The sequence below is a fragment of the Nostoc sp. NMS8 genome (genome assembly GCF_017115045.1).
Classification (GTDB): domain Bacteria; phylum Cyanobacteriota; class Cyanobacteriia; order Cyanobacteriales; family Nostocaceae; genus Nostoc.
In genome coordinates this window covers 64,209-83,439 of sequence record NZ_JABXKK010000085.1, presented here as the reverse complement: position 1 = coordinate 83,439, position 19,231 = coordinate 64,209, and the positions used below count along the sequence as shown (strand labels likewise).

The 19,231-nt window shown below is 40.3% G+C and carries 16 protein-coding genes and 1 pseudogene; 7 read left to right on the top strand and 10 right to left on the bottom strand.

The annotated features are described in order from the left end of the window. Nucleotides 1-47: 47 nt before the first annotated feature. Both HWQ39_RS16155 and HWQ39_RS16150 read left to right on the top strand, forming a co-directional pair. A complete protein-coding gene (locus HWQ39_RS16155; RefSeq protein WP_292846800.1) occupies nt 48-3,410 on the top strand; it encodes a PAS domain S-box protein in 3,363 nt (1,120 codons plus the stop codon). 482 nt (nt 3,411-3,892) lie between these two features. After that, nucleotides 3,893-4,984 carry a response regulator gene (locus HWQ39_RS16150; protein WP_292846797.1) on the top strand — a complete coding sequence of 364 codons (1,092 nt, stop codon included), beginning with the start codon at nt 3,893-3,895 and terminating at the stop codon, nt 4,982-4,984. 423 nt (nt 4,985-5,407) lie between these two features. On the opposite strand, the gene HWQ39_RS16145 is transcribed toward HWQ39_RS16150, so the two are convergent. The 3 genes from HWQ39_RS16145 to HWQ39_RS16135 form a co-directional block, all read right to left on the bottom strand. Beyond that, nucleotides 5,408-5,746 carry a hypothetical protein gene (locus HWQ39_RS16145; RefSeq protein ID WP_179066344.1) on the bottom strand — a complete coding sequence of 113 codons (339 nt, stop codon included), beginning with the start codon at nt 5,744-5,746 and terminating at the stop codon, nt 5,408-5,410. 141 nt (nt 5,747-5,887) lie between these two features. After that, nucleotides 5,888-8,404: a sigma 54-interacting transcriptional regulator gene (locus HWQ39_RS16140; protein ID WP_292846793.1), complete on the bottom strand. Its 2,517-nt coding sequence runs from the start codon at nt 8,402-8,404 to the stop codon at nt 5,888-5,890. A gap of 168 nt (nt 8,405-8,572) precedes the next feature. After that, nucleotides 8,573-8,731, bottom strand: coding sequence for an aquaporin (locus HWQ39_RS16135; RefSeq protein ID WP_292847131.1), 159 nt, complete (start codon nt 8,729-8,731; stop codon nt 8,573-8,575). A gap of 67 nt (nt 8,732-8,798) precedes the next feature. Here HWQ39_RS16135 and HWQ39_RS16130 point away from each other — a divergent pair. Next, nucleotides 8,799-9,056: pseudogene (locus HWQ39_RS16130) on the top strand (transaldolase family protein); the annotation flags it as partial. A 60-nt stretch (nt 9,057-9,116) separates the two neighbouring features. Here HWQ39_RS16130 and HWQ39_RS16125 read toward each other — a convergent pair. Then, a complete protein-coding gene (locus HWQ39_RS16125; RefSeq protein WP_292846790.1) occupies nt 9,117-10,010 on the bottom strand; it encodes a LysR family transcriptional regulator in 894 nt (297 codons plus the stop codon). 177 nt (nt 10,011-10,187) lie between these two features. On the opposite strand from HWQ39_RS16125, the gene HWQ39_RS16120 reads away from it, so the two are divergent. Together HWQ39_RS16120 and HWQ39_RS16115 are read left to right on the top strand one after the other, a co-directional pair. Then, a complete protein-coding gene (locus HWQ39_RS16120) occupies nt 10,188-10,472 on the top strand; it encodes a hypothetical protein (protein ID WP_292846788.1) in 285 nt (94 codons plus the stop codon). 4 nt (nt 10,473-10,476) lie between these two features. Then, nucleotides 10,477-11,148, top strand: a complete 672-nt coding sequence (locus tag HWQ39_RS16115) for a glutathione S-transferase family protein (RefSeq protein ID WP_292846785.1) — start codon at nt 10,477-10,479, stop codon at nt 11,146-11,148. Between the two features lie 49 nt (nt 11,149-11,197). Here the strand turns inward: HWQ39_RS16115 and HWQ39_RS16110 are convergent, their stop codons facing one another. The 4 genes from HWQ39_RS16110 to HWQ39_RS16095 form a co-directional block, all read right to left on the bottom strand. Continuing rightward, nucleotides 11,198-11,704: a GNAT family N-acetyltransferase gene (locus HWQ39_RS16110; protein WP_292846782.1), complete on the bottom strand. Its 507-nt coding sequence runs from the start codon at nt 11,702-11,704 to the stop codon at nt 11,198-11,200. Between the two features lie 9 nt (nt 11,705-11,713). After that, nucleotides 11,714-12,268 (bottom strand): pyridoxamine 5'-phosphate oxidase family protein, encoded by a 555-nt coding sequence (locus HWQ39_RS16105; protein WP_292846779.1) that lies wholly within the window; start codon nt 12,266-12,268, stop codon nt 11,714-11,716. A 105-nt stretch (nt 12,269-12,373) separates the two neighbouring features. Continuing rightward, a complete protein-coding gene (locus tag HWQ39_RS16100; protein WP_292846776.1) occupies nt 12,374-12,898 on the bottom strand; it encodes a DUF937 domain-containing protein in 525 nt (174 codons plus the stop codon). Between the two features lie 121 nt (nt 12,899-13,019). Next, nucleotides 13,020-14,762 carry an ATP-binding protein gene (locus HWQ39_RS16095; RefSeq protein WP_292846773.1) on the bottom strand — a complete coding sequence of 581 codons (1,743 nt, stop codon included), beginning with the start codon at nt 14,760-14,762 and terminating at the stop codon, nt 13,020-13,022. Between the two features lie 311 nt (nt 14,763-15,073). Here HWQ39_RS16095 and HWQ39_RS16090 point away from each other — a divergent pair, with 311 nt between their 5' ends. After that, complete coding sequence (locus HWQ39_RS16090) at nt 15,074-15,829, top strand: alpha/beta fold hydrolase (protein WP_292846770.1); 756 nt, start codon at nt 15,074-15,076, stop codon at nt 15,827-15,829. Between the two features lie 417 nt (nt 15,830-16,246). On the opposite strand, the gene HWQ39_RS16085 is transcribed toward HWQ39_RS16090, so the two are convergent. After that, the gene (locus HWQ39_RS16085; RefSeq protein ID WP_292846767.1) at nt 16,247-16,636 is read right to left on the bottom strand and encodes a hypothetical protein; all 390 of its coding nucleotides are present in this window, start codon (nt 16,634-16,636) and stop codon (nt 16,247-16,249) included. Nucleotides 16,637-16,910: 274 nt separating this feature from the next. After that, entirely contained in the window at nt 16,911-17,207 is a 297-nt protein-coding gene (locus HWQ39_RS16080) for a hypothetical protein (RefSeq protein WP_292846764.1), read from the bottom strand. Nucleotides 17,208-17,655: 448 nt separating this feature from the next. Between HWQ39_RS16080 and trxB the strand changes: the two genes are divergently transcribed. Then, the gene (trxB, locus tag HWQ39_RS16075) at nt 17,656-19,026 is read left to right on the top strand and encodes a thioredoxin-disulfide reductase (RefSeq protein WP_292846761.1); all 1,371 of its coding nucleotides are present in this window, start codon (nt 17,656-17,658) and stop codon (nt 19,024-19,026) included. The last annotated feature ends 205 nt before the right edge of the window (nt 19,027-19,231 follow it).

Genomic DNA, 19,231 nt, shown 5'->3' with positions numbered 1-19,231 from the left:
CATCTTTATATAAAGAAAGATAATTTATTTCAAGGCATTTATACATAATGTTCATTAACTCTCTCAGTTCTGATAACTTACAACAGACTATCATTCGTCACCCGCTCATTGTTAACTCTGAGATTCTGCTTCCCGATGTGATCGCACTGATTAATGAAGCACAAGGTAATTGTCATGGCTTGCCAAACAAAAATAGCAATTCTTTGACAAACTCCAGTAGAGATATAGACAGCGCTCCATCTCAAGCTGCCAGTTGTGTTTTAGTTATGGAAAACTCGCAGTTGGTAGGAATACTTACCCAACGAGATTTAATTAAACTGACAGCACAAGGAAAGAATCTAGAGGGAATCAGGGTTGCCCAAGTGATGACAAGGGAGTTAATAACACTAAAGTTAAAAGATTTTAAAGATGTTTTTACCGCGTTACATTTGCTAAGGCAACATCAGATTTGCCATCTACCGATTGTCGGCGAGCAAGGAGAATTAATTGGATTAGTTACTCCTACAAGTCTGGTGACAGTTTCTATTCTACAAGCAGAACTATACAATTATACACGAGTTAAACTTTTAGAACGCCAGAAAATTGAGGCAGAACTGCGATTGGAGCGTAATTTTGTTTCTGCCGTTTTGAATCTAGCAGATGCTTTAGTTATTGTACTAGATTCTCAGGGAAGAATTGTTCGGTTCAATCATACTTGCGAACAAGCTACAGGTTACGCATTTGATGAAATTAAAGGAAGATTTGTTTGGGATGTGTTGCTGTTACCTGAAACAACAGCATGTATCAAAGATATTTTTCAAAATTTAGCAACCAAAGAATTTCCTCAACGTTATGAAACTCCTTTAGTTACTAAAGATAGCAATCGCCGCTTAATTTCTTGGTCAAATAAAGTCTTACTTAATCGGGATAATCAAGTTGAGTATATCGTTTGTACAGGTATTGATATCACTGAAAGCCGAAAAGCACAAGAAGAACTCCAACAGACTCGTAACTTTTTACAGTCAATGATTAATAATTTGCCTGTGGGCGTCTTTGTTAAAGATGCCAAACCAGAAAGTTTTGGGAAATTCAAGCTCTGGAATCATACCTGCGAAAATATTTTTGGTATTACCGCAGAGCAAGCTATTGGCAAAACAGATTACGAATTCTTCCCAAAAGAACAAGCAGATGTTTTCTACCAAAAAGACCTAGAAACTTTTGCTAGTGGTGTACCTCAAGATATTTCTGAAGAATCTATTGATAGTCACAGTCTTGGTAGAAGAATTTTACACACGACTAAAATTCCTTTGTATGACAAAGATCAACAACCCGAATACCTGTTATGTATTTCCGAAGACATTACAGAATACAAACGAGCAGAAAAAAATCTGCATCAAACAAAAGAGCAATTACAAACAGTTATAGATGCAGTACCAGGATTTGTTTCTTGGGTAAATGATGATGGGTATTATTTAGGAGTTAATCGCCATTTGGCTGAAAGTTTTAACCTGACTACCGATGCTTTTGTTGGTCAAGAATTGGGCTTTATGGAAAACAGCCCACACTTTACAGAATTTATGCGGGAATTTTTAGATAGGCAAGATGTAGCAGATTCCCAGGTTATTGATGTCCAAATAAATGGCAAAACATGTAATTACTTACTCGTTGCTCAAAAATATCAACAAAACACAGCTGCGGTTGCAGTCGGAATTGATATTACAAAACGAAAACAAGCTGAAATAGCCTTACAAAGTTTGATAGAAAGTACAGCTTCTACAACTGGATGTGACTTTTTTCCAGCATTAGTTGAGCATATTTCTTCTACTTTAGATGTTCGTAACACTTTGGTGACTGAATTAATTGATGGGCAAGTTCACACTCTAGGATTGTGGTCTGATGGGCAGTTACAACCAAATATTGCCTACAATCCAAAATCAACTCCTTGTGAAATTTTGCTCAAGCAAGGATTTTATTACTGTGGTTCAGGAATTCAGCAACTCTTTCCTAATGCTGAAATGTTGACTGCTATGCAGTCCGAAAGTTTTATGGGAGTTATTTTAAGTGATAATTTTGGTCAACCGATTGGCTCATTGTGCATCATAGATGAAAAACCTATACCTGACCAACAAAAATTTGAAGGAATTCTCAAAGTATTTGCAGCCAGGGCATCTGCTGAACTGCAAAGGCAACGAGCGCAAGAAGCTCTACAAAAACTTAATCAAGATTTAGAAGTCAGGGTTCAGCAACGCACTTTAGACTTACAAAAAAGTGAGGCAGAACTTAGTGCTATTTTTAATCAAGCAGCGGTGGGAATTAAACTAGAAACTTTAGATGGTCGTTTTCTGAAAGTTAATCAAAAGTTGTGTGAAATTATTGGCTATAACCAAGCAGAAATTCTGAATAAAAGTTTTACTGATATCACACATCCAGAGGATATACAAGCCCATCAAAATAAGTTGCAACAATTAATAGCAGGAAATGTAGAAACATTTTCCATAGAGAAGCGCTATTTACATAAAAATGGTGATGCAATTTGGATAAATATAACGGTTTCTCTAATTCGAGATCCTATTGGTAAACCGATTTATGTGATTGGGATAGTTAAAGATATACGCGAACGCAAACAAGCTGAAGAAAATATTTGTAAGGCTTTACAAAAAGAGAAAGAACTCAGTGAATTAAAATCTCGTTTCATTTCTATGACTTCCCATGAGTTCCGAACCCCTTTAGCTGTAATTACTTCATCTGCCGGCATCCTAAAAAGTTTTAGTCATAAACTAGATGAACAACAAAAGCAGAAACATCTCCAGTGCATTCAGACTTATGTTCAACACACTACTCAACTTTTAGATGATATTTTGCTAATTAATAAAGCTGAAGCTGGAAAATTAGCATTTGAACCAACTTGTATTAATTTAGTTGATTTCTGTCGCTCTTTAGTAGAAGAAATTCAACTCAGTTCTCCCAAGCATACTCTAGTCTTCTATCCTCAGCACTTGGGTAATTCATCAACAGATGATTACTTTATGGCTTGTATAGACAAGAAACTTTTGCGACAAATACTAAGCAATTTGCTTTCAAATGCTGTCAAATACTCACCAGACAGCAGTAATGTTCAAATTGATCTATTAGTTCAAGATCAAAGCGTAGTTTTTCTAATTAAAGATGAAGGTATTGGTATTTTACCGGAGGAACAGCAGAATTTATTTGAACTATTTTACCGAGCTAGTAATGTTGGTAATACGCCCGGAACGGGATTAGGCTTGGCAATAGTCAACAATTGTATAGACCTTCATGGAGGAAGAATTAGCTTTGCTAGTCAAGTCGGAGTCGGTACGACATTTAGGGTAGAACTGCCACTAACCATAACCAATGTCATCCAGGAAAAACATCTCGATATGTTATTAGTAAATAATTTTAGGGAAAAATAAACTAAGGCATATTATTTGGTATCTCATATAGTTTACTAAATACACCTAGTAGAAATATACAATGAGGTTTTACAAAAGCTTTTATAAGACTTAGATAATCCACTTTCAAATATCAATATGGCAATCTATATGCTGAAGAAAGCTCGATCAGATGTTGAGTGCGATCGCTACTTGAATACCCTGCAACAAGAGTATGCGAGAAAAATGCTACTTTTGAATTAAATGAAGAATTTCCAAACATTATTAACCCCAGGAAATGCCAAAATTATGTAAAAATTCCATTTATTGAACATAGTAAATAGTATATAATTATACAGTAATTAGTTAAATAGCAATATTTCAGTATTTATACTTTGGTCACGAAGGGAATTGTCCGGTATTATTGAGAGTTAATTTTTCTTTTTCAGAAAGATAGGCTTTCTATAGACTTTAGATTATTCTAGACCAATCAAAATAATATTTTTATTTTTACTAATCGTAGTATGAATACAATTTTAATCATAGAAGATGAACCCCAAGTCAGACTAAACATTCAGGAAATTTTACAACTTTCTGATTTTGAAACTTTGATAGCTGCAAACGGTAAAATTGGCTTAGAAATTGCTCAAGCAAAATTACCAGATTTAATTATCTGTGACATTATGATGCCTGAGTTAGACGGTTATAGCGTGCTTTCTGCTCTGCGTCAGAATGAAGCAACTACCAATATTCCTTTAATATTTGTTACTGCTAAAGCAGAGCGTTCAGATTTTCGCCAAGGGATGGATTTTGGCGCTGATGATTATTTAACTAAACCATTTACTCCTGAAGAACTACTCAGTGCGATCGCTTCTCGTCTTAATAAGCACGCTTCGACTGAACGCCAAACTCAAGCCAAACTAAACGAACTCAGAATGAATATTGCTCATTCATTACCTCATGAACTAAATACTCCTCTAAATGGTATTCTTGGTATGTCACAGTTTTTAATGGAAAATTGTGACATTATACCTGGCTCTGAAGAAGTCGAAATCGCAGAAGTAATTTACACCTCTGCCAATCGTTTGAATGAATTAGTTAAAAGATTTTTACTATATAGTAATCTGGAATTAATCGCTAAAAATCCTGAAAAAATAAGTCAAATCCAAGAACAAAGAGATAAATGTCTTGCTGAGAGAATTATTAGTGAAGTCGCTCTCAAAAAAGCTACAGACAACTGTAGGCAAAAAGATTTAACTCTAGATATCCAAGAATCTACAGTACAACTACCAGAAGAAAATTTAAGTATTCTTATTGAAGAATTACTTGAGAATTCTTTTAAATTTTCTTTACCAAGTAGCGAAGTTCAAGTTAAGAGTACAGTGGAAGATAATAAATTTAATTTATATGTCATTGATAATGGTAGAGGGATGACAATTGAAGAAATTGATAAAATTGGAGCCTTTGTACAATTTAATCGAAAGTCATGGGAACAACAAGGCTCTGGCTTAGGGTTAGCTATTGTTCAGCATATTGTGAAATTATATGGTGGGGAATTCACAATTGATAGCATTCCTGAAAAAAGAACTATTGTAAGTATTTGTTTGCCCTGCTAGGATACGCTGGCAATCTGATTTGATAAGAAGAAAGGCAGGAGGCAGTCCCGATGGAACAAGTTTCTAAAGCCTTGCATGAAAGAGGAACAAGGGAGACAAATAGTAAATGACTCTTTCAAGTCAACTACTCATGGGAAAACTCACAACCAAACATGAAAGTATGATAATTCTAACTGGTTCCCAGCCTCCAGGCTGGGAATCCATTCTGGGAGGCTTCGCCTCCTCTTTATTGACCAGAGGCAGAGCCTCTAAGAATACATTCCCTGCCTGGAGGCTGGGAACGAGGCTACACGAGCGAGCTTTCGAGCTTTTCTTAGTGCCATTCCCCCAATCCCCATTACCCCTTATCCCCAGTCCCTAGTCTCGGTAAAGGGCACGACTTGTTGAATTTACGACAAAAATGTTGATAATCAAATCACTACATTAGAGTTCAATTAACTTGAAGCCCCAAGGTTTGAGGGCTGCTAAAGCTAGTTCTGGATCTACGCCTTCATAAGCTTCCCATTCTAAAGGATGCTCTTTAGGATGTCCGTCGCCAACATTACCTGCAACTTTGATTATCGGACAGTTGGCGATGCGATCGCGCTCCAACCCTCTTGGAATTGCTAGTTCGATTTTGTGCCCGATAAACTTCGCTGTACTATCATTAGCTACAGATTCACGGATTAAACAAATATCACCCGCAGTTCCCCAAGTAGTTTGGTAAATGTGGAGAAACGATATATAGGTTGCTGGTTTGATGGATCTTTTTAGAACGTGCATTATCTGTAATCCTTATACTATGAGTCAAAAATCATAAATGATATAAGTATTTTCTATCACGTTCGTAGGGAAGAATGTTCTTAACTTACATTTTGCACCTAGTCCAGGCGATTAGAAACCGCCTGGTAGAAGATGTGAAGCTCAAAATACGATAATCGCCCACATACTAGCTCCCAACCCAATCGCTGCTAGGTGTTGCCAAAGGAGCGATCTTACTGGTTGCTTTGCAATTTTTTGCGTTAATAATATAGTCATTAACACGGAGAAAATGATCGTTGTACCTTGTAAAAAGGCAATGACTGCCGGATGAGCAACCAATATTGGCAATTGTTCACCACCCATGCCAAGGGTAGCAAAAGTTACAGGTAAAATTCGCCCGCCTTCGCCTAAGCCCAAGCGCAGATAGTGAGCCAAGTTTCCCCCCAATACCAATGGTAAGTAGCCATAAGCAAGTTCTACAAATTTTCGAGGCTTACGGTTAAAATTTAACACTTGGAGCAAGCTATAAGCGGCAAAGGTAAAAATCGCTGGGATAATTAAAACTAGCAACGATAATCCCAAATGCTGCCAAAACTGAGTTAAATCCACTTGTAACCCCAACCAAGATAGCAATTCTGGCAAGCGATGCAGATATATCCCACCCAACAGCAAAAATAGTAATGCTACTTCATAGGTGCGGGGTACATGAGTTGTCCACAGCTCAATACCAGGGGGACGCAAGTTGAATTCAACAGAACGATGAGGACAGGCTTTGAGGCAAGTCATACACAGTACGCAATCTCGGTTATCTTCTAGCTGCGCTGGGTGAGAATATAAAGGACATCCATTTGTTTCTAGCCCTTCGCCCTTTTGCGGGCCACCTTTATAGCACTGATACGTGGTGCAGCTGGCAGAACAAATACCTTGCTGTGCCCGGAGTTCTGTCATGGAAAGTTTGGCAAATAAACCATTCATCCCGCCAATGGGGCAGAGATAACGACACCAAAACCGCCGCTCAAAAAGAGCCGAGAAAATCATCGCCCCAGCAGTAATTAATAGCAGCAAACAAGCGCTAAGGTAGGCAGTATTTTCTAAATGCCAGAGTTCTTCCCATAAAAAAATTAGGGAAAATAAACCAAACATGAACCATCCGCCCCATTTCTCAGCTTGCTCTCTCGGCCAGCGCTTGAGTTTTCGAGGCCACAGCCAGAGGGAGAGCTTTTGGGTAATTTCTCCATAAATCATGAAAGGACAAACAGAACACCAGACACGACCCAACAAGGGAAAGAGAAATAAGAAGAAAGGCCACCACCAAGCCCAAAATAGATTTAATACGAAATTGCGATCGCGGGTTTGTGGCCCAATAAATAATACTGCAACAATAATTGCAAAAGCTGTTGCAGTAAAACCATAGTTAATGCGATCGGGCCACCAAGGACTACGTAAAAACCGCCGTAAAGGCGGATAGGCATTTAACAGATTCAATCGAAATCGTTTTTTCTTCGTTTCCGCTGGCCAGAAAATTTCTTCTGTTAATTCATTAGCACCCTCCGCTTGCACGATCGCTCTTTCTACGAGATTTTTTAATTCTTTGAGGTTGCCAGGAAAATCATAAGATTGTAGACGACGCAAAGCTTCGGGGGTGATATGCGGTCTAGAAACGCCTCTAGATCGAGTGTAGAGACTAGTATAATATTCAACCTGTGCCTGAATATCAGCTTTCCGCACCCGTAGCGGTGGGACTTTAATAATGTGACCAACAGAACGTTCAATGGTTGGTTGAGTTTTTTCTGAAACAATCAGAATTCTGGCTTTGCTGGGGCGAGGTTGGGCGGCTAGCTCACCAGAACGATTGGCAGGTGTATATGTAGCAGTGTTGAGCAACTGCGTCACCGGAGCTAATAATTCTTCGGGCAATTCTTGGATGTTGTTGAGAACGAGAGTACCTTCCCCCAACCATTCCAGCAGTCCTGCTTTACCACCAGCGCGACCGAATAAATCTGCACCGCTAGTTTGGAGAATACCACAATTTACTTTAATAATTGGTTCTCGCCGTTTTGGCGAACCAAAGTGGATGAGAGCGGCTATATTGTCTTTTTCTAAACCTGGTTCTCCGAAAATATCCACTGATTTGCGGTCAGCAGCGGCTTCTCGAATTTGCTCCCGCAGCCGCATAGCATAACGACTTGTACCGACAATTCCCCGTTGCGCTTTGGTAACTAAATAGGGTCGCAAAGCTACGGAACGTTCTTGTTCATAGCTAAGTGCAGATGTTACTTGAGCTAATTCTTGAATCAATTGGCGAGAAAAGGCCTGAGTAATATCGGGGTATTGGGTGACTAAAGCACGAAATTTAGCAGCAGGTATAACCCACAAGTGACATTCTGTCACCGTAGTAATTGTGAATGGAGTTAATTCTTCCAGCAGCAATTGTTTGAGTTCAATTACTGATCCGGGGAGGAATCCACAAGCTAAGGCTGGATTAGTGCTATTGCTTTCGAGTTGACCTTCCACGAGAATATAAAGGGCTTCTGGAGGAGTGCCTTCGCTAACTAAGTCAGTTTCGGCACTCACTACTTGTTCTTCAATTACTTGAGCGATCGCATTTAACACTTCCGGTGAGAGAATCCCTAAACTGGTGCGTTCTTGTAGCCATAAGACCGTTTCTGGAGATGTCATCTTAAATTCTCCGTGTAGGCTGCTGTATAAGAAGATTATCCCTTGAAAGCCACGTCAAAATATCTGGGTGTAGCAATGCATGACAGTTATATCATGTCCGTTCTATATACCCATGATTCCGTGTTGGAATAATCCGCCGTCACCGCATCAGTGAAGTTGTAAGTAGTATTAAATGTCTGGTTCTTGCAGCCATCGGGCGACCATACCCGCCAAAACTCCACCTAAAATTGGAAATACAATGAAAATCCAAAGGTCAGCCAATGCCCAATCGCGAGTAAAAACAGCTGTGGCTAGCGATCGCACCGGATTGACGCTGGCATTTGTCACCGGAATGAGGATAAGATGCGCCAATGTAAGCCCTAAACCTATGGGGATGGGTGCAGACTGCTTGAATTATGTAAATCGCGCTACCCGGTTGTTAGGTGACGGTATTGCTTTGGTGCGAGATATGGCTAACGTACTCAAAGGTAGTGATACGGAAATCTTGGCAGCTAGTATCAAATCTCCTGAAGAAGCAGCCGCGTCGTTGCAAGCCGGGGCGGATCATTTAACTTTACCATTGGTAATGTTGCAGGCGATCACAACCCATGAATTCTCACAAAAAACCGTTGAAGAATTCGCGAAAGGAGGCATTGGTTTAAGTAATTCGTAATTTGTAATTCGTAATTTGTAATTATTGGGTTTAAGTTCCCTACCAAATTGTCAAATGCGATCAATAAGTGAATTTAGCTAAACTATAAAAATCAAATTTACTCAACATCTCCAAAAATGTGAATACCGCAGGTACTTGCAGTGCATTAGATAAAATTGCAGTTGCAATGACTCTTTCGAGCGGCGTAGGTAAACTGTATACCTGCACCTTTGGGGGAATGGGTACAGCGGCTAAACGAGGCATAATAGCTGCTCTCAATCCTTGATTCACCATACTAACGACTGTGGAATCTTCTTGAATGTCGGTAGCAGTATGGATTGGAATTGCTAAAGTCTTTAGGTGGTTGTGAAGAATGCGTCCGCAAGGTGTACAAGGAAGCAAAACTGGCGGATAGGCTGCTATGTCTTCCCAAGTAATTTTCGGACTGCTAATTTTGGTATGTGGTGGTAGTAAAGCTACATATTCATCCCGAAAAATTTCCCAGGTGTCAAATTCTTCACCAGTTGGCAGACAGGTAATACCAATATCAGCACGCCCATCATGCAAACACTGCTCTACATCCGTGAAAGCCCCGCACTCTATGATTGTGACAGCAATCTCTGGGAATTGATTGTGAAATTGGGCGATCGCTTTTGGCAATAGATGAGTAGCGACGCTCCGAAAAGCCGCAATTCGCACATGACCACCGTGTAAACCTTTATGTAGGTTTGCTTCGTGCTGCATCATCTCTAGATGCTGCATTGCTTGACGTGCATGATATAAAATGCGCTCTCCAGCAGGTGTCAGCACAGCACCGTGACGACCTCTAGCAAATAAAGGCACACCTAATTCTTCTTCTAGGGTAGCGATCGCATGACTAATTGCAGGCTGGGAAAGCTGCAATTCTAAGGCTGCTTCACTAAAGTTACCACGATCTGCTACTGCAACTATGGCTCGGAGTTGGGAGAGTTTCATAGGCAATTGATGAGAACAAGCGTATACACATCCTGACTTTATTGTGGCAAAAAGGTTGTATTAGTGGTTTCTCGTATCTATAAATCCTATTTATAGAACCTATGCAAGCCATGATTTGATTCCTAACTGAGATATTGTTACTGTTTTATTTACTGAGCAAATTTCAGAAATAATTATATGGACAATAACATTAGGTGTCTACCAACAGAAGATATAGAAATAAATTGTAATCCGTTATTGCAGAAAAAAGTCAACTTAAACTTTTGGAAATCTCTGAATATAATTTGGGAAAATTTTGTCAAAAGACTCTTAGCAGATCCTAATGAATTACAAGTTTGGCAAAAGGTTGACCGCCAAGACAATATCTATTGGCAAGCTTACGAGCCTGTAACCACAAAATCTTTTTCTTCAGGCTCGCAAACTGATATTTACATGTGGATTGAACAGCTTTATAGGTATTAAAAATATGACGCAACTTACTTTGGTAATCGGCAACAAAAATTATTCATCTTGGTCACTCCGTCCTTGGTTAGCGATGAAGCAATTCGGTTTAGAATTCAATGAAATTCGGATTGCTCTCTACAACAACCCAGATTTTTCATCGAAAATTCGGCAATATTCGTCATCAGGAAAAGTACCTGTGTTATTGCACGATACACAATCTGTGTGGGATTCTCTCGCTATTTGTGAATATCTAGCTGAAACCTTTCCGACTCTGCAATGGTGGCCAGAAAACAAGCCTGCAAGAGCATTAGCCCGTTCCATCAGTGCAGAAATGCACTCAGGGTTTCAAAATTTGCGTCAAAATATGCCAATGAATTGTCGTACTAAATACCCTGGGAAAGGTTTAGCATTAGGTGTGCAACAAGACATTGACCGCATTACGAGTATCTGGCAAGAATCACGTCAAAAATTTGGGGCTGGTGGCAATTTTTTGTTTGGCGAGTTCACGATTGCTGATGCATTCTTTGCTCCAGTTGTCCTACGATTTGTAGCCTATGATGTGCAGTTAGATACTATCTCTAGAGATTATGTTGATTCAGTATTAGCACTTTCAGCAATGCAAGAGTGGATAAATGCAGCCAAGAATGAAATAGAAATTATTCCCCAATATGAGTTTGAGAAACATCGCAAATAGCGAGAAGATGAAGAGTAAGAATATTTTAATGTGAGATGCAAATCTCAGTTTAAAAATTAATTTTCATCTTGAGAGATATTCCACCCACTCGGTTGATTATCTCACTACCAGGGACGACTTCAAAACCACATCGTTTATATAAACCAAAGGCTGGATTTGTTGCTCTAGTACTAAGTGATACGGATGGATAATATTTATTAACAGCAGCTAACAAGTGTGTGAGTAACTGCGTTCCTATACCTTGATTTCTGTATTGGGGAAGAATTGCTATTGCTAATTCAGGAGTTTGCTCATCAACATAGCCATATCCTTTATTTTCACCTGTAAATAAACGCAGCCATGCGGCTCCTACTGGCTGATTACTACTTTCCAAAATAGCAACGAAGCCACTATCATCCTTACATCCCCAATTTTTCACATATTTTGCCAAATCAGGATTATTTTTCGCATCTTGCACTGTCAAATTACCTTCTTCTACCAGATGGGCTGCTTCGTAAAGCATTTGCCAGAGAAAAGGCTCATCTTCTTGTGTGAGTGGACGAATAGAATAATCCATCAGGCAAAGTTAGGGCAATCCACTCAGTGGTGTCGCTAAACCGTCAATGCTGACAAGATTTTTCTGCTGTTGATATTCTCGAACTCCCTCTTCACCTTTTTTATTAGCCCAGTTTACTAAAGTCTGGCGTTGACCTTGATATTTATAGAGTGGTATACCAAAACCACAAGAGGTCTGGATTTTTTCAATGTCAGCGACGATAATTTGACGCGTTCCAGGTATCGGCAAAAATAGAGAATACAGCGAGTCCCAGTCTGGATAACTCGGTAAAATCGTGGTTCCTTGACCGTAAAGACGCAGGATACACGGAGGTTCTTCAAAGGCACAAAACATGAAGGTTATCCGCCCATTTTCTTGTAAATGGGCTGATGTTTCGTTACCACTGCCTGTAAGGTCTAAGTAACCTACTCGGTTGGGAGAGAGGATGCGAAAGCAGTCCTGACCTTTAGGAGAAAGGTTAACATGACCAGTAGGACTCAAAGGTGCAGAGCCAACAAAAAAAAGGTGTTGGGCAGCAATAAAGTCTTGCAGTTCGTTAGTGATACAGTCAAACAATTTAGACATAGACTGTCTGATTTATATTTACGAATTTCTCATGTTCCCAGCCTATGTCTTAGCTAAGAATCTAGCAAGGACTAATTGTCGATGTGTGAGGAGTGGGGAAAAGTGTTATTGTCTGATGTGTCGACTAGCCATTTGGATAGCATCAGCGATATCGACATCACCATCGCCATCAGCATCCAAGAAGGAATTCAATACAGGATTTCCGCCAGCTTGGGGATTCTGGGTATTAGCACCTGATTGTAGAAACTTTAGTACCAAAGGTACAGCTAAAGGCAGCAATTGTTGAACTATACCAGCATCTAACCCAGTGCGTTGGGCAGCAACTTCAGCTACCTGCTGTTGTATCTGAGGAGAAAATAGCGAATCGACGGCTTCGGGGTTGGGAGAAGTACCAGCATATTGACTCACTAGATTTTGTGCGGCTTCATTACCATCTGTAGCTTGCTTGTCTTGTAGAGTAGAACGCACTTGACCACCGACGATTGACAAAACTGATTGGATGGTAGAAGGGTCTGCACCTGTGCTTTGGCTCAACTGCTGTACAGTATTGATAATACTTCCCAGTTGACCCAAGCTACCCTGTTGATTGGGATTAGTGACAGCACCAAGAATTTGATCGAAAAGTCCCATAAGTTGTTTCTCTTTTTGTTCTCAAAAACCTTGCCAAAACTGGTTTGGAGTTTTTTATGTACACTGACTTTTATGAGTATACTAAAAGATTAGAACACTTAAAATTTCAAAAGCTACTAGCTCAAGGATGAGAAATCGGTAAAGCGATACTTGCGGTGGGCAAAGCGATACCTACGGTGGGTAATGCGATCGCAAACTCTGTTCCTTGATTTAACTCAGATTGGCAGGTAATTTTACCCTGATGTTTTTCTACCACAATCTGATATGCGATCGCTAGCCCCAAACCGGTACCAATGCCTCGCGGTTTGGTTGTAAAAAATGTTTCAAATATCTTTTTCTGATTTTCTGGTGAAATACCAGAGCCGTTGTCTGTTATTCGCACGATCGCTAATTCATTCTGACAGCATTCTGTGATAATAGTAATTTCAGCTAAAAATTCGGGATTCTCAGCCAATTTTTCCTCTAAGGCATCGATGGCATTGCTGAGAAGATTCATAAATACCTGATAAAGTAAACCTGTATAGCCTGGAATCTCTGGAATCTCTCCATAGTTGCGAATCAGGCTAATCCCATTCTTCAGGCGATTATTGAGAATCAACAGTGTACTATCTAAACAAGCATGTAAGTCTACTAACTGCGCTTCACCATCATCTAAACGAGAAAAATCTTTCAAACTCCGCACAATTTCTCGCGTGCGGTCAGCGCCAACTTTCATTGAGTTGAAGAGTTTTGGTAAATCTCCTTCCAAAAACTCCAAATCAATTTCTTCTGCTAGTGTTTGTATAGTTGCGGAAGGCTGAGGAACTTCGGCTTTATATGTTTGCAGTAAGGTTAATAGGTCGTCAGTATAGGTTTTTGCGTGTACGAGGTTGCCAGAAATGAAATTTATTGGATTATTAATTTCGTGGGCCACACCAGCTAGCATCCTTCCTAAACTAGACATTTTCTCACTTTGAATCAGTCTAATTTGGGACTCGGCTTGCTGTTCTTCTAAAAGATGCTTCACTTGTTGGATAAGTTGATTAAGGGAGCTAGTTAAAGCCCCTACTTCATCTTGTGTAATTACAGGTGCTTGCAAGTCAAAATTAGCTTCTTGGGTAACTCTTTGGGCAATATTTGTCACCGCATTGATAGGATAGGCGATGATTTTACTTGTGTAAAAAGCTAAGATAGCTGCGATCGCCACTGACATCAGCATACTACCAATAATAATTTGAGTTTGGATTAACGCAGCCTTTTTTTGGGCTAGATCAGCCTGCTCTTGGCGTTTTTGAAGCGTTTTAGCAAAGTCGGCTAACTCATGGGCAAACTGATAAAACTTGAGAGCATCCTGACTTTGGCTGAATGTCGAGATTAATTGCTGCGCTTTTATCGCTCCCTCTGGCTGTAAACTTAATGGCAAAATTTTCCGAATCAGCCCCCTGAGTTGTTCAAAATATTCAGTTATTGAGCTGTTATGTTTTGTGAGGAGAGCTTGTAAATCTCTTTGCGAATTAATTTGACTAAATTCCTGCACTTGAGAAAGCAACGTTTCAGCTTCCGCTAGATCGCTTTTAAAATTAGAAACTCCCCTTTGTAAAGCTTGCTGCTGCTGCAAAAAAGGCACTATTTCTTGCTTGTGGATCTGTATTTCCAACAGTTTGCCTTGCAGACTACTTAACAAACTTCCTTCTTCATCTACCAAGCTCATCTGTTGTCTAGCTTGTTGAAAATAGTGATCGCCTATTACCAACCCCGCCGTTGTTCCCAAGACTGCAATTCCCAAAGCCAGTCCGTACCCACAAAAAATTTTTTGCCGAATACTAAGCCTGTGAAATTTTTGTTTAACCCAGGTAAAGTATCTTAATTCAGGTGTCGCAATCATGGTAAAACTCGCTGTTGAATTTTTTCAGTCGGTGTTTTTTCATCAAAAACAAGAAATCCAGCCGCAAGTCAGTGAGAACACATCTGATACAAAATGCGCTCTTAGTTTATCAAAAGTTGCTTTTTTCTACCCTAGCGAAAAATACTGAATTTATGAAGATTATAAGTATCTACTTCCTGAATTGACTCGCTGCGTCTCTTTTTTGGGAGATGACTCGCTCTCAGGGTTCGTGTAGATTGCTGTAAAAAATTTTCAATCATCAAACCAGATTTATGGATTTAGATAGTAGAGAAACAAATTTCTAGTAAAAAATGACCTTTAATTCCTGGGTTATCTGTCCCCAAACAAATCCTCAAGCCAACTTGCGTTTATTCTGCTTCCCTTATGCTGGTGGTAGCTCGGCAATTTTTCGCACATGGCCTAATAATCTACCTAGTAACGTCGAAGTCTATGCTGTGGAATATCCAGGACGGGGAAAACAGATTAATTCAGCACCATTTACGCGATTAGAACTTCTTGTTGAAGCGATCGCCCCAGTTCTCATCCCATATTTAGATAAGCCATTTGCCTTTTTCGGTTATAGTATGGGCGGATTAGTTAGCTTCGAGTTAACCCATCTACTTCGCTCTCAGTATAGCCTTGCTCCCTTTCAGCTCTTCATAGCTGCTCGTCGCGCCCCACAAATCCAATTCACAAAACCACTTCTCCACCTCCTATCAGATCATGATTTGCAGGACGAACTACGCAAGCTGAACGGCACACCCAAAGCAGTACTAGAAAGCGCAGAACTGATGGAAATTTTCCTCCCGATTTTACGGGCAGATTTTGCCGTTCTGGAAACTTATATTTACACTCAAAAACAGTCATTGGAATGTCCTATTACTGTTTTTGGTGGTTTGCAAGATCAAGAAGTTAGTCATGAGGCTCTGCAAGCATGGCGAGAGCAGACAATCGCTGCTTTCTCGTTACATGAGTTCAACAGCGATCACTTTTTTATCCATTCACATCAACAATTATTATTGAAACTTATATCTCAAGAATTGCAAATGCGTCAGCGTAGCTCGTAGTAGACATCATACGAAGAAGCAATTATAGCGGTTCCCATTCAGATGAGGTACAACATTACATCGCAAAGATCGCAAAGTGTAGGGAACATGCCCATTGTGTCAACTTAAGCTGGAAATAGCTTATCTGTTGGCTTCCATGCCCGCCCGGAAATAAATAAATGAGTAATGAGTAATAAGTAATACCCATTACTCATTACTCATTACTTATTACTTATTACTTCAAAAATAAATTTTCGGGCTAATAGCTTAAGTCTACTTCAGTAGACTGGAGATTTTTGGCGATATTTAGTCATCTTCAGATGACTTTAGCTATGAGACGGGAATTTCAATTCCCGGCGGGCAAGCGGTTTCACGTTAAGTTGACACCAATGGGCATGCCGTGCCCTACGGATGTATTTTTTATACAGACTTAATTAGTTAAAATCTTATTCCTAGTTGCCCGTTAAAACCACGAATAGAATTGTAACCAGCACCAACAAAAACGTTATCTGTAGCACCTACCTGAACGCCACCTGAAACTGCAACACCTTTATCCTCTGAATAAAGTCCAACTCCTACATAGGGTGAAATTACAGGCAAACTGATAAATTTTAAAACATCTACTCCTGTAGCACCATCAGGGCCAGTTCCTACCTCAACCCCAAAATTTAAAGCTCTAGCTCCTACAGCATAAGTTATATCACCATCTTTTCCACCCACTGAAACCCAAGGTTGTGGTATAAGTTGAGCCGATGCTTGACCTGGAGCAAATAAAGCTAACAAACTTACGGATGTAAGTAATATTTTAGTAATAACCGCTATTTTCACGTTCTTCTCCTCCACTAACTGGTATATCTTAATTGTCTTTTCACAACTATCTTTGCTTCAGGATTGCTGTTAACTAGGGTTTGTGATGGCTAATCGTGACGCATTGAACGTCATTCGAGTGCCCAATGAGTGTAAGCATTATTTTAGTAGCACTGTATTTGTATACTTAGCAACAATACCATTTATCATACTAAGTAGTGAGTAATGAGTAATGAGTGATGGAGATTATAACTCCTGCTCCCTGCCCCCTGCCTTATCTGACATCTACTTAACCCTATTCAAAAGTAGACACATCTCGAAGCAAATTTGGAATTTCCCCTTGAGATATAGGAAACTCTAGTAAGGTTTCTCTAAGACCTAAATACCCAGATTCAGCAAACGACAAAAGCATTCGTGAAAGCGCTAGCCAAACTTCCGGTTCATATTCCCAATCACGATAACGCGAAGCTTGACCAGCAATTGAACGTAGCGCCCAAAAATAAGAGTTCCGCACTACCGAACCACCCTTCTTAAACTCTGGTAAATCTTCGTGGCGGATCAAAAGTATTTTATTTTCAATTCTGGCTCGCATAGCAATTTTGGATTTTAGATTTTAGATTAAAAGTAAGTTTTAAGTACTTTGGCAAGTGTTAAGCGCATATAGGACTCGTATTTGATTGCGTGAAAAAACTCAGTATACGTCTATTCTCTCTCTACGCAAGTAAGTTCAGTAATCAAATCGGATTCCTATAGTATCGTAGGCATTTGGCGATCGCCATTGGTGTCAACTTCAGCTGAAACTCCTTTAAAACCTCGTTTCCAGCCGGACTCTTGGTGGCTCTGCCGCTAGCAAGCGAGGCGGAGCCTCAATGATGAGCATTCCCAGTCTCCGACTGGGAACGAGACAATATCTAAAAGCTTTTACTAGGCTAGTTTTCACGTTAAGTTGACACCAATGAGCGATCGCTTACCACCTGATGTAGCCAATCGTAAATTGTTATGCTATATTAAGCGTAGTCGTTATGAGTTCATATATTTTCATGACTAATCCAATTGTAGAAAACTTGGTAATTATCGGTTCTGGCCCAGCAGGCTATACATCTGCTATCTATGCCGGACGCGCTAACCTGAAACCCGTTGTCTTTGAAGGTTTCCAAGCCGGGGGATTACCTGGTGGGCAACTAATGACAACCACGGAAGTCGAGAATTTTCCTGGATTTCCCCAAGGGATTACTGGCCCGGAATTGATGGATCAGATGAAGGCACAGGCGGAGCGCTGGGGGGCTGAACTATATACTGAAGATGTTATATCAGTTGACTTGAGTCAGCGTCCATTTACAGTGCGATCGCAAGAAAGGGAAATAAAAACCAACAGCATCGTCATTGCTACTGGTGCAACTGCAAGACGTTTGGGTTTACCCAGCGAACATGAATTCTGGAGTCGGGGTATTTCCGCATGTGCAATTTGCGATGGTGCAACACCAATTTTTCACGGTGCAGAATTAGCTGTAATTGGTGCTGGCGACTCGGCGGCGGAAGAGTCAATTTACCTCACCAAATACGGTTCTAAGGTAAATATGTTGGTACGCACCGATAAAATGCGGGCTTCTAAAGCCATGCAAGACAGGGTTTTGAGCAACCCGAAAATCCAAGTGCATTGGAACACAGAAGCCGTGGATATCTTCGGTAATGGTCACATGGAAGGGGTGAAAGTCCGCAATACTAAAACTGGTGAAGAAAGCCAACTGCACGCTAAGGGTTTATTTTACGCCGTTGGTCACAGTCCCAATACATCTCTATTTAAAGGACAATTAGAACTGGATGAGATAGGTTACGTTGTCACCAAGCACGGTACTGTAGAAACCAGTGTAGAAGGCGTTTTTGCTGCCGGCGATGTCCAAGATCATGAGTTTCGGCAAGCAATTACGGCTGCGGGTACTGGCTGTATGGCGGCGATGTTAGCAGAACGTTGGTTGTCATTTACTGGCTTAATTCAAGAATTCCATCAACAGCCAGAAACAGTAAATAATGAATTAGAACATCAGCCAACCAAAAAGACTGAAGCCGAGGAAGAAGCTGGATTTAAATTGGATGCGACGCGCCATGAGGGAGGTTATTCTTTACGGAAATTGTTCCATGAAAGCGATCGCTTACTCCTTGTTAAATATGTCTCTCCTGGTTGCGGCCCTTGTCATACCCTGAAGCCGATTTTAAATAAAGTGGTGGATGAATTTGACAGCAAAATTCACTTTGTCGAAATTGACATCGACAAAGACCGAGATATTGCTGAAAATGCTGGTGTGACAGGAACGCCAACAGTTCAATTGTTCAAAAACAAGGAACTGGTGAAGGAAGTCAAAGGCGTGAAGCAAAAGAGCGAATACCGCCAGTTGATTGAAAGTAATCTGTAAGAGAATGGAGCATGGGGATGAGGGAGAAATAACAATGCCTAATGCCCCTCAAGAGTCTTGTTATACCAATTTAATGTGAAGTTGCAGATATCTTGCTCCCCCTAAATCCCCCTTAAAAAGGGGGACTTTGATAGACGTTTTTCTGGTTCCCCCCTTTTTAAGGGGAGCCAGCGCGGTCTTCTCTACGAGACGCTGCGCGGTAGCG

What these genes read in the sequence shown, in the direction of transcription:
- HWQ39_RS16155 (WP_292846800.1), top strand. Translation starts at nt 48, where the DNA reads ATGTTCATTAACTCTCTCAGTTCTGATAACTTACAACAGACTATCATT.
- HWQ39_RS16150 (WP_292846797.1), top strand. Translation starts at nt 3,893, where the DNA reads ATGAATACAATTTTAATCATAGAAGATGAACCCCAAGTCAGACTAAAC.
- HWQ39_RS16145 (WP_179066344.1), bottom strand. Translation starts at nt 5,746, where the DNA reads ATGCACGTTCTAAAAAGATCCATCAAACCAGCAACCTATATATCGTTT.
- HWQ39_RS16140 (WP_292846793.1), bottom strand. Translation starts at nt 8,404, where the DNA reads ATGACATCTCCAGAAACGGTCTTATGGCTACAAGAACGCACCAGTTTA.
- HWQ39_RS16125 (WP_292846790.1), bottom strand. Translation starts at nt 10,010, where the DNA reads ATGAAACTCTCCCAACTCCGAGCCATAGTTGCAGTAGCAGATCGTGGT.
- HWQ39_RS16120 (WP_292846788.1), top strand. Translation starts at nt 10,188, where the DNA reads ATGGACAATAACATTAGGTGTCTACCAACAGAAGATATAGAAATAAAT.
- HWQ39_RS16115 (WP_292846785.1), top strand. Translation starts at nt 10,477, where the DNA reads ATGACGCAACTTACTTTGGTAATCGGCAACAAAAATTATTCATCTTGG.
- HWQ39_RS16110 (WP_292846782.1), bottom strand. Translation starts at nt 11,704, where the DNA reads ATGGATTATTCTATTCGTCCACTCACACAAGAAGATGAGCCTTTTCTC.
- HWQ39_RS16105 (WP_292846779.1), bottom strand. Translation starts at nt 12,268, where the DNA reads ATGTCTAAATTGTTTGACTGTATCACTAACGAACTGCAAGACTTTATT.
- HWQ39_RS16100 (WP_292846776.1), bottom strand. Translation starts at nt 12,898, where the DNA reads ATGGGACTTTTCGATCAAATTCTTGGTGCTGTCACTAATCCCAATCAA.
- HWQ39_RS16095 (WP_292846773.1), bottom strand. Translation starts at nt 14,762, where the DNA reads ATGATTGCGACACCTGAATTAAGATACTTTACCTGGGTTAAACAAAAA.
- HWQ39_RS16090 (WP_292846770.1), top strand. Translation starts at nt 15,074, where the DNA reads ATGACCTTTAATTCCTGGGTTATCTGTCCCCAAACAAATCCTCAAGCC.
- HWQ39_RS16080 (WP_292846764.1), bottom strand. Translation starts at nt 17,207, where the DNA reads ATGCGAGCCAGAATTGAAAATAAAATACTTTTGATCCGCCACGAAGAT.
- trxB (WP_292846761.1), top strand. Translation starts at nt 17,656, where the DNA reads ATGACTAATCCAATTGTAGAAAACTTGGTAATTATCGGTTCTGGCCCA.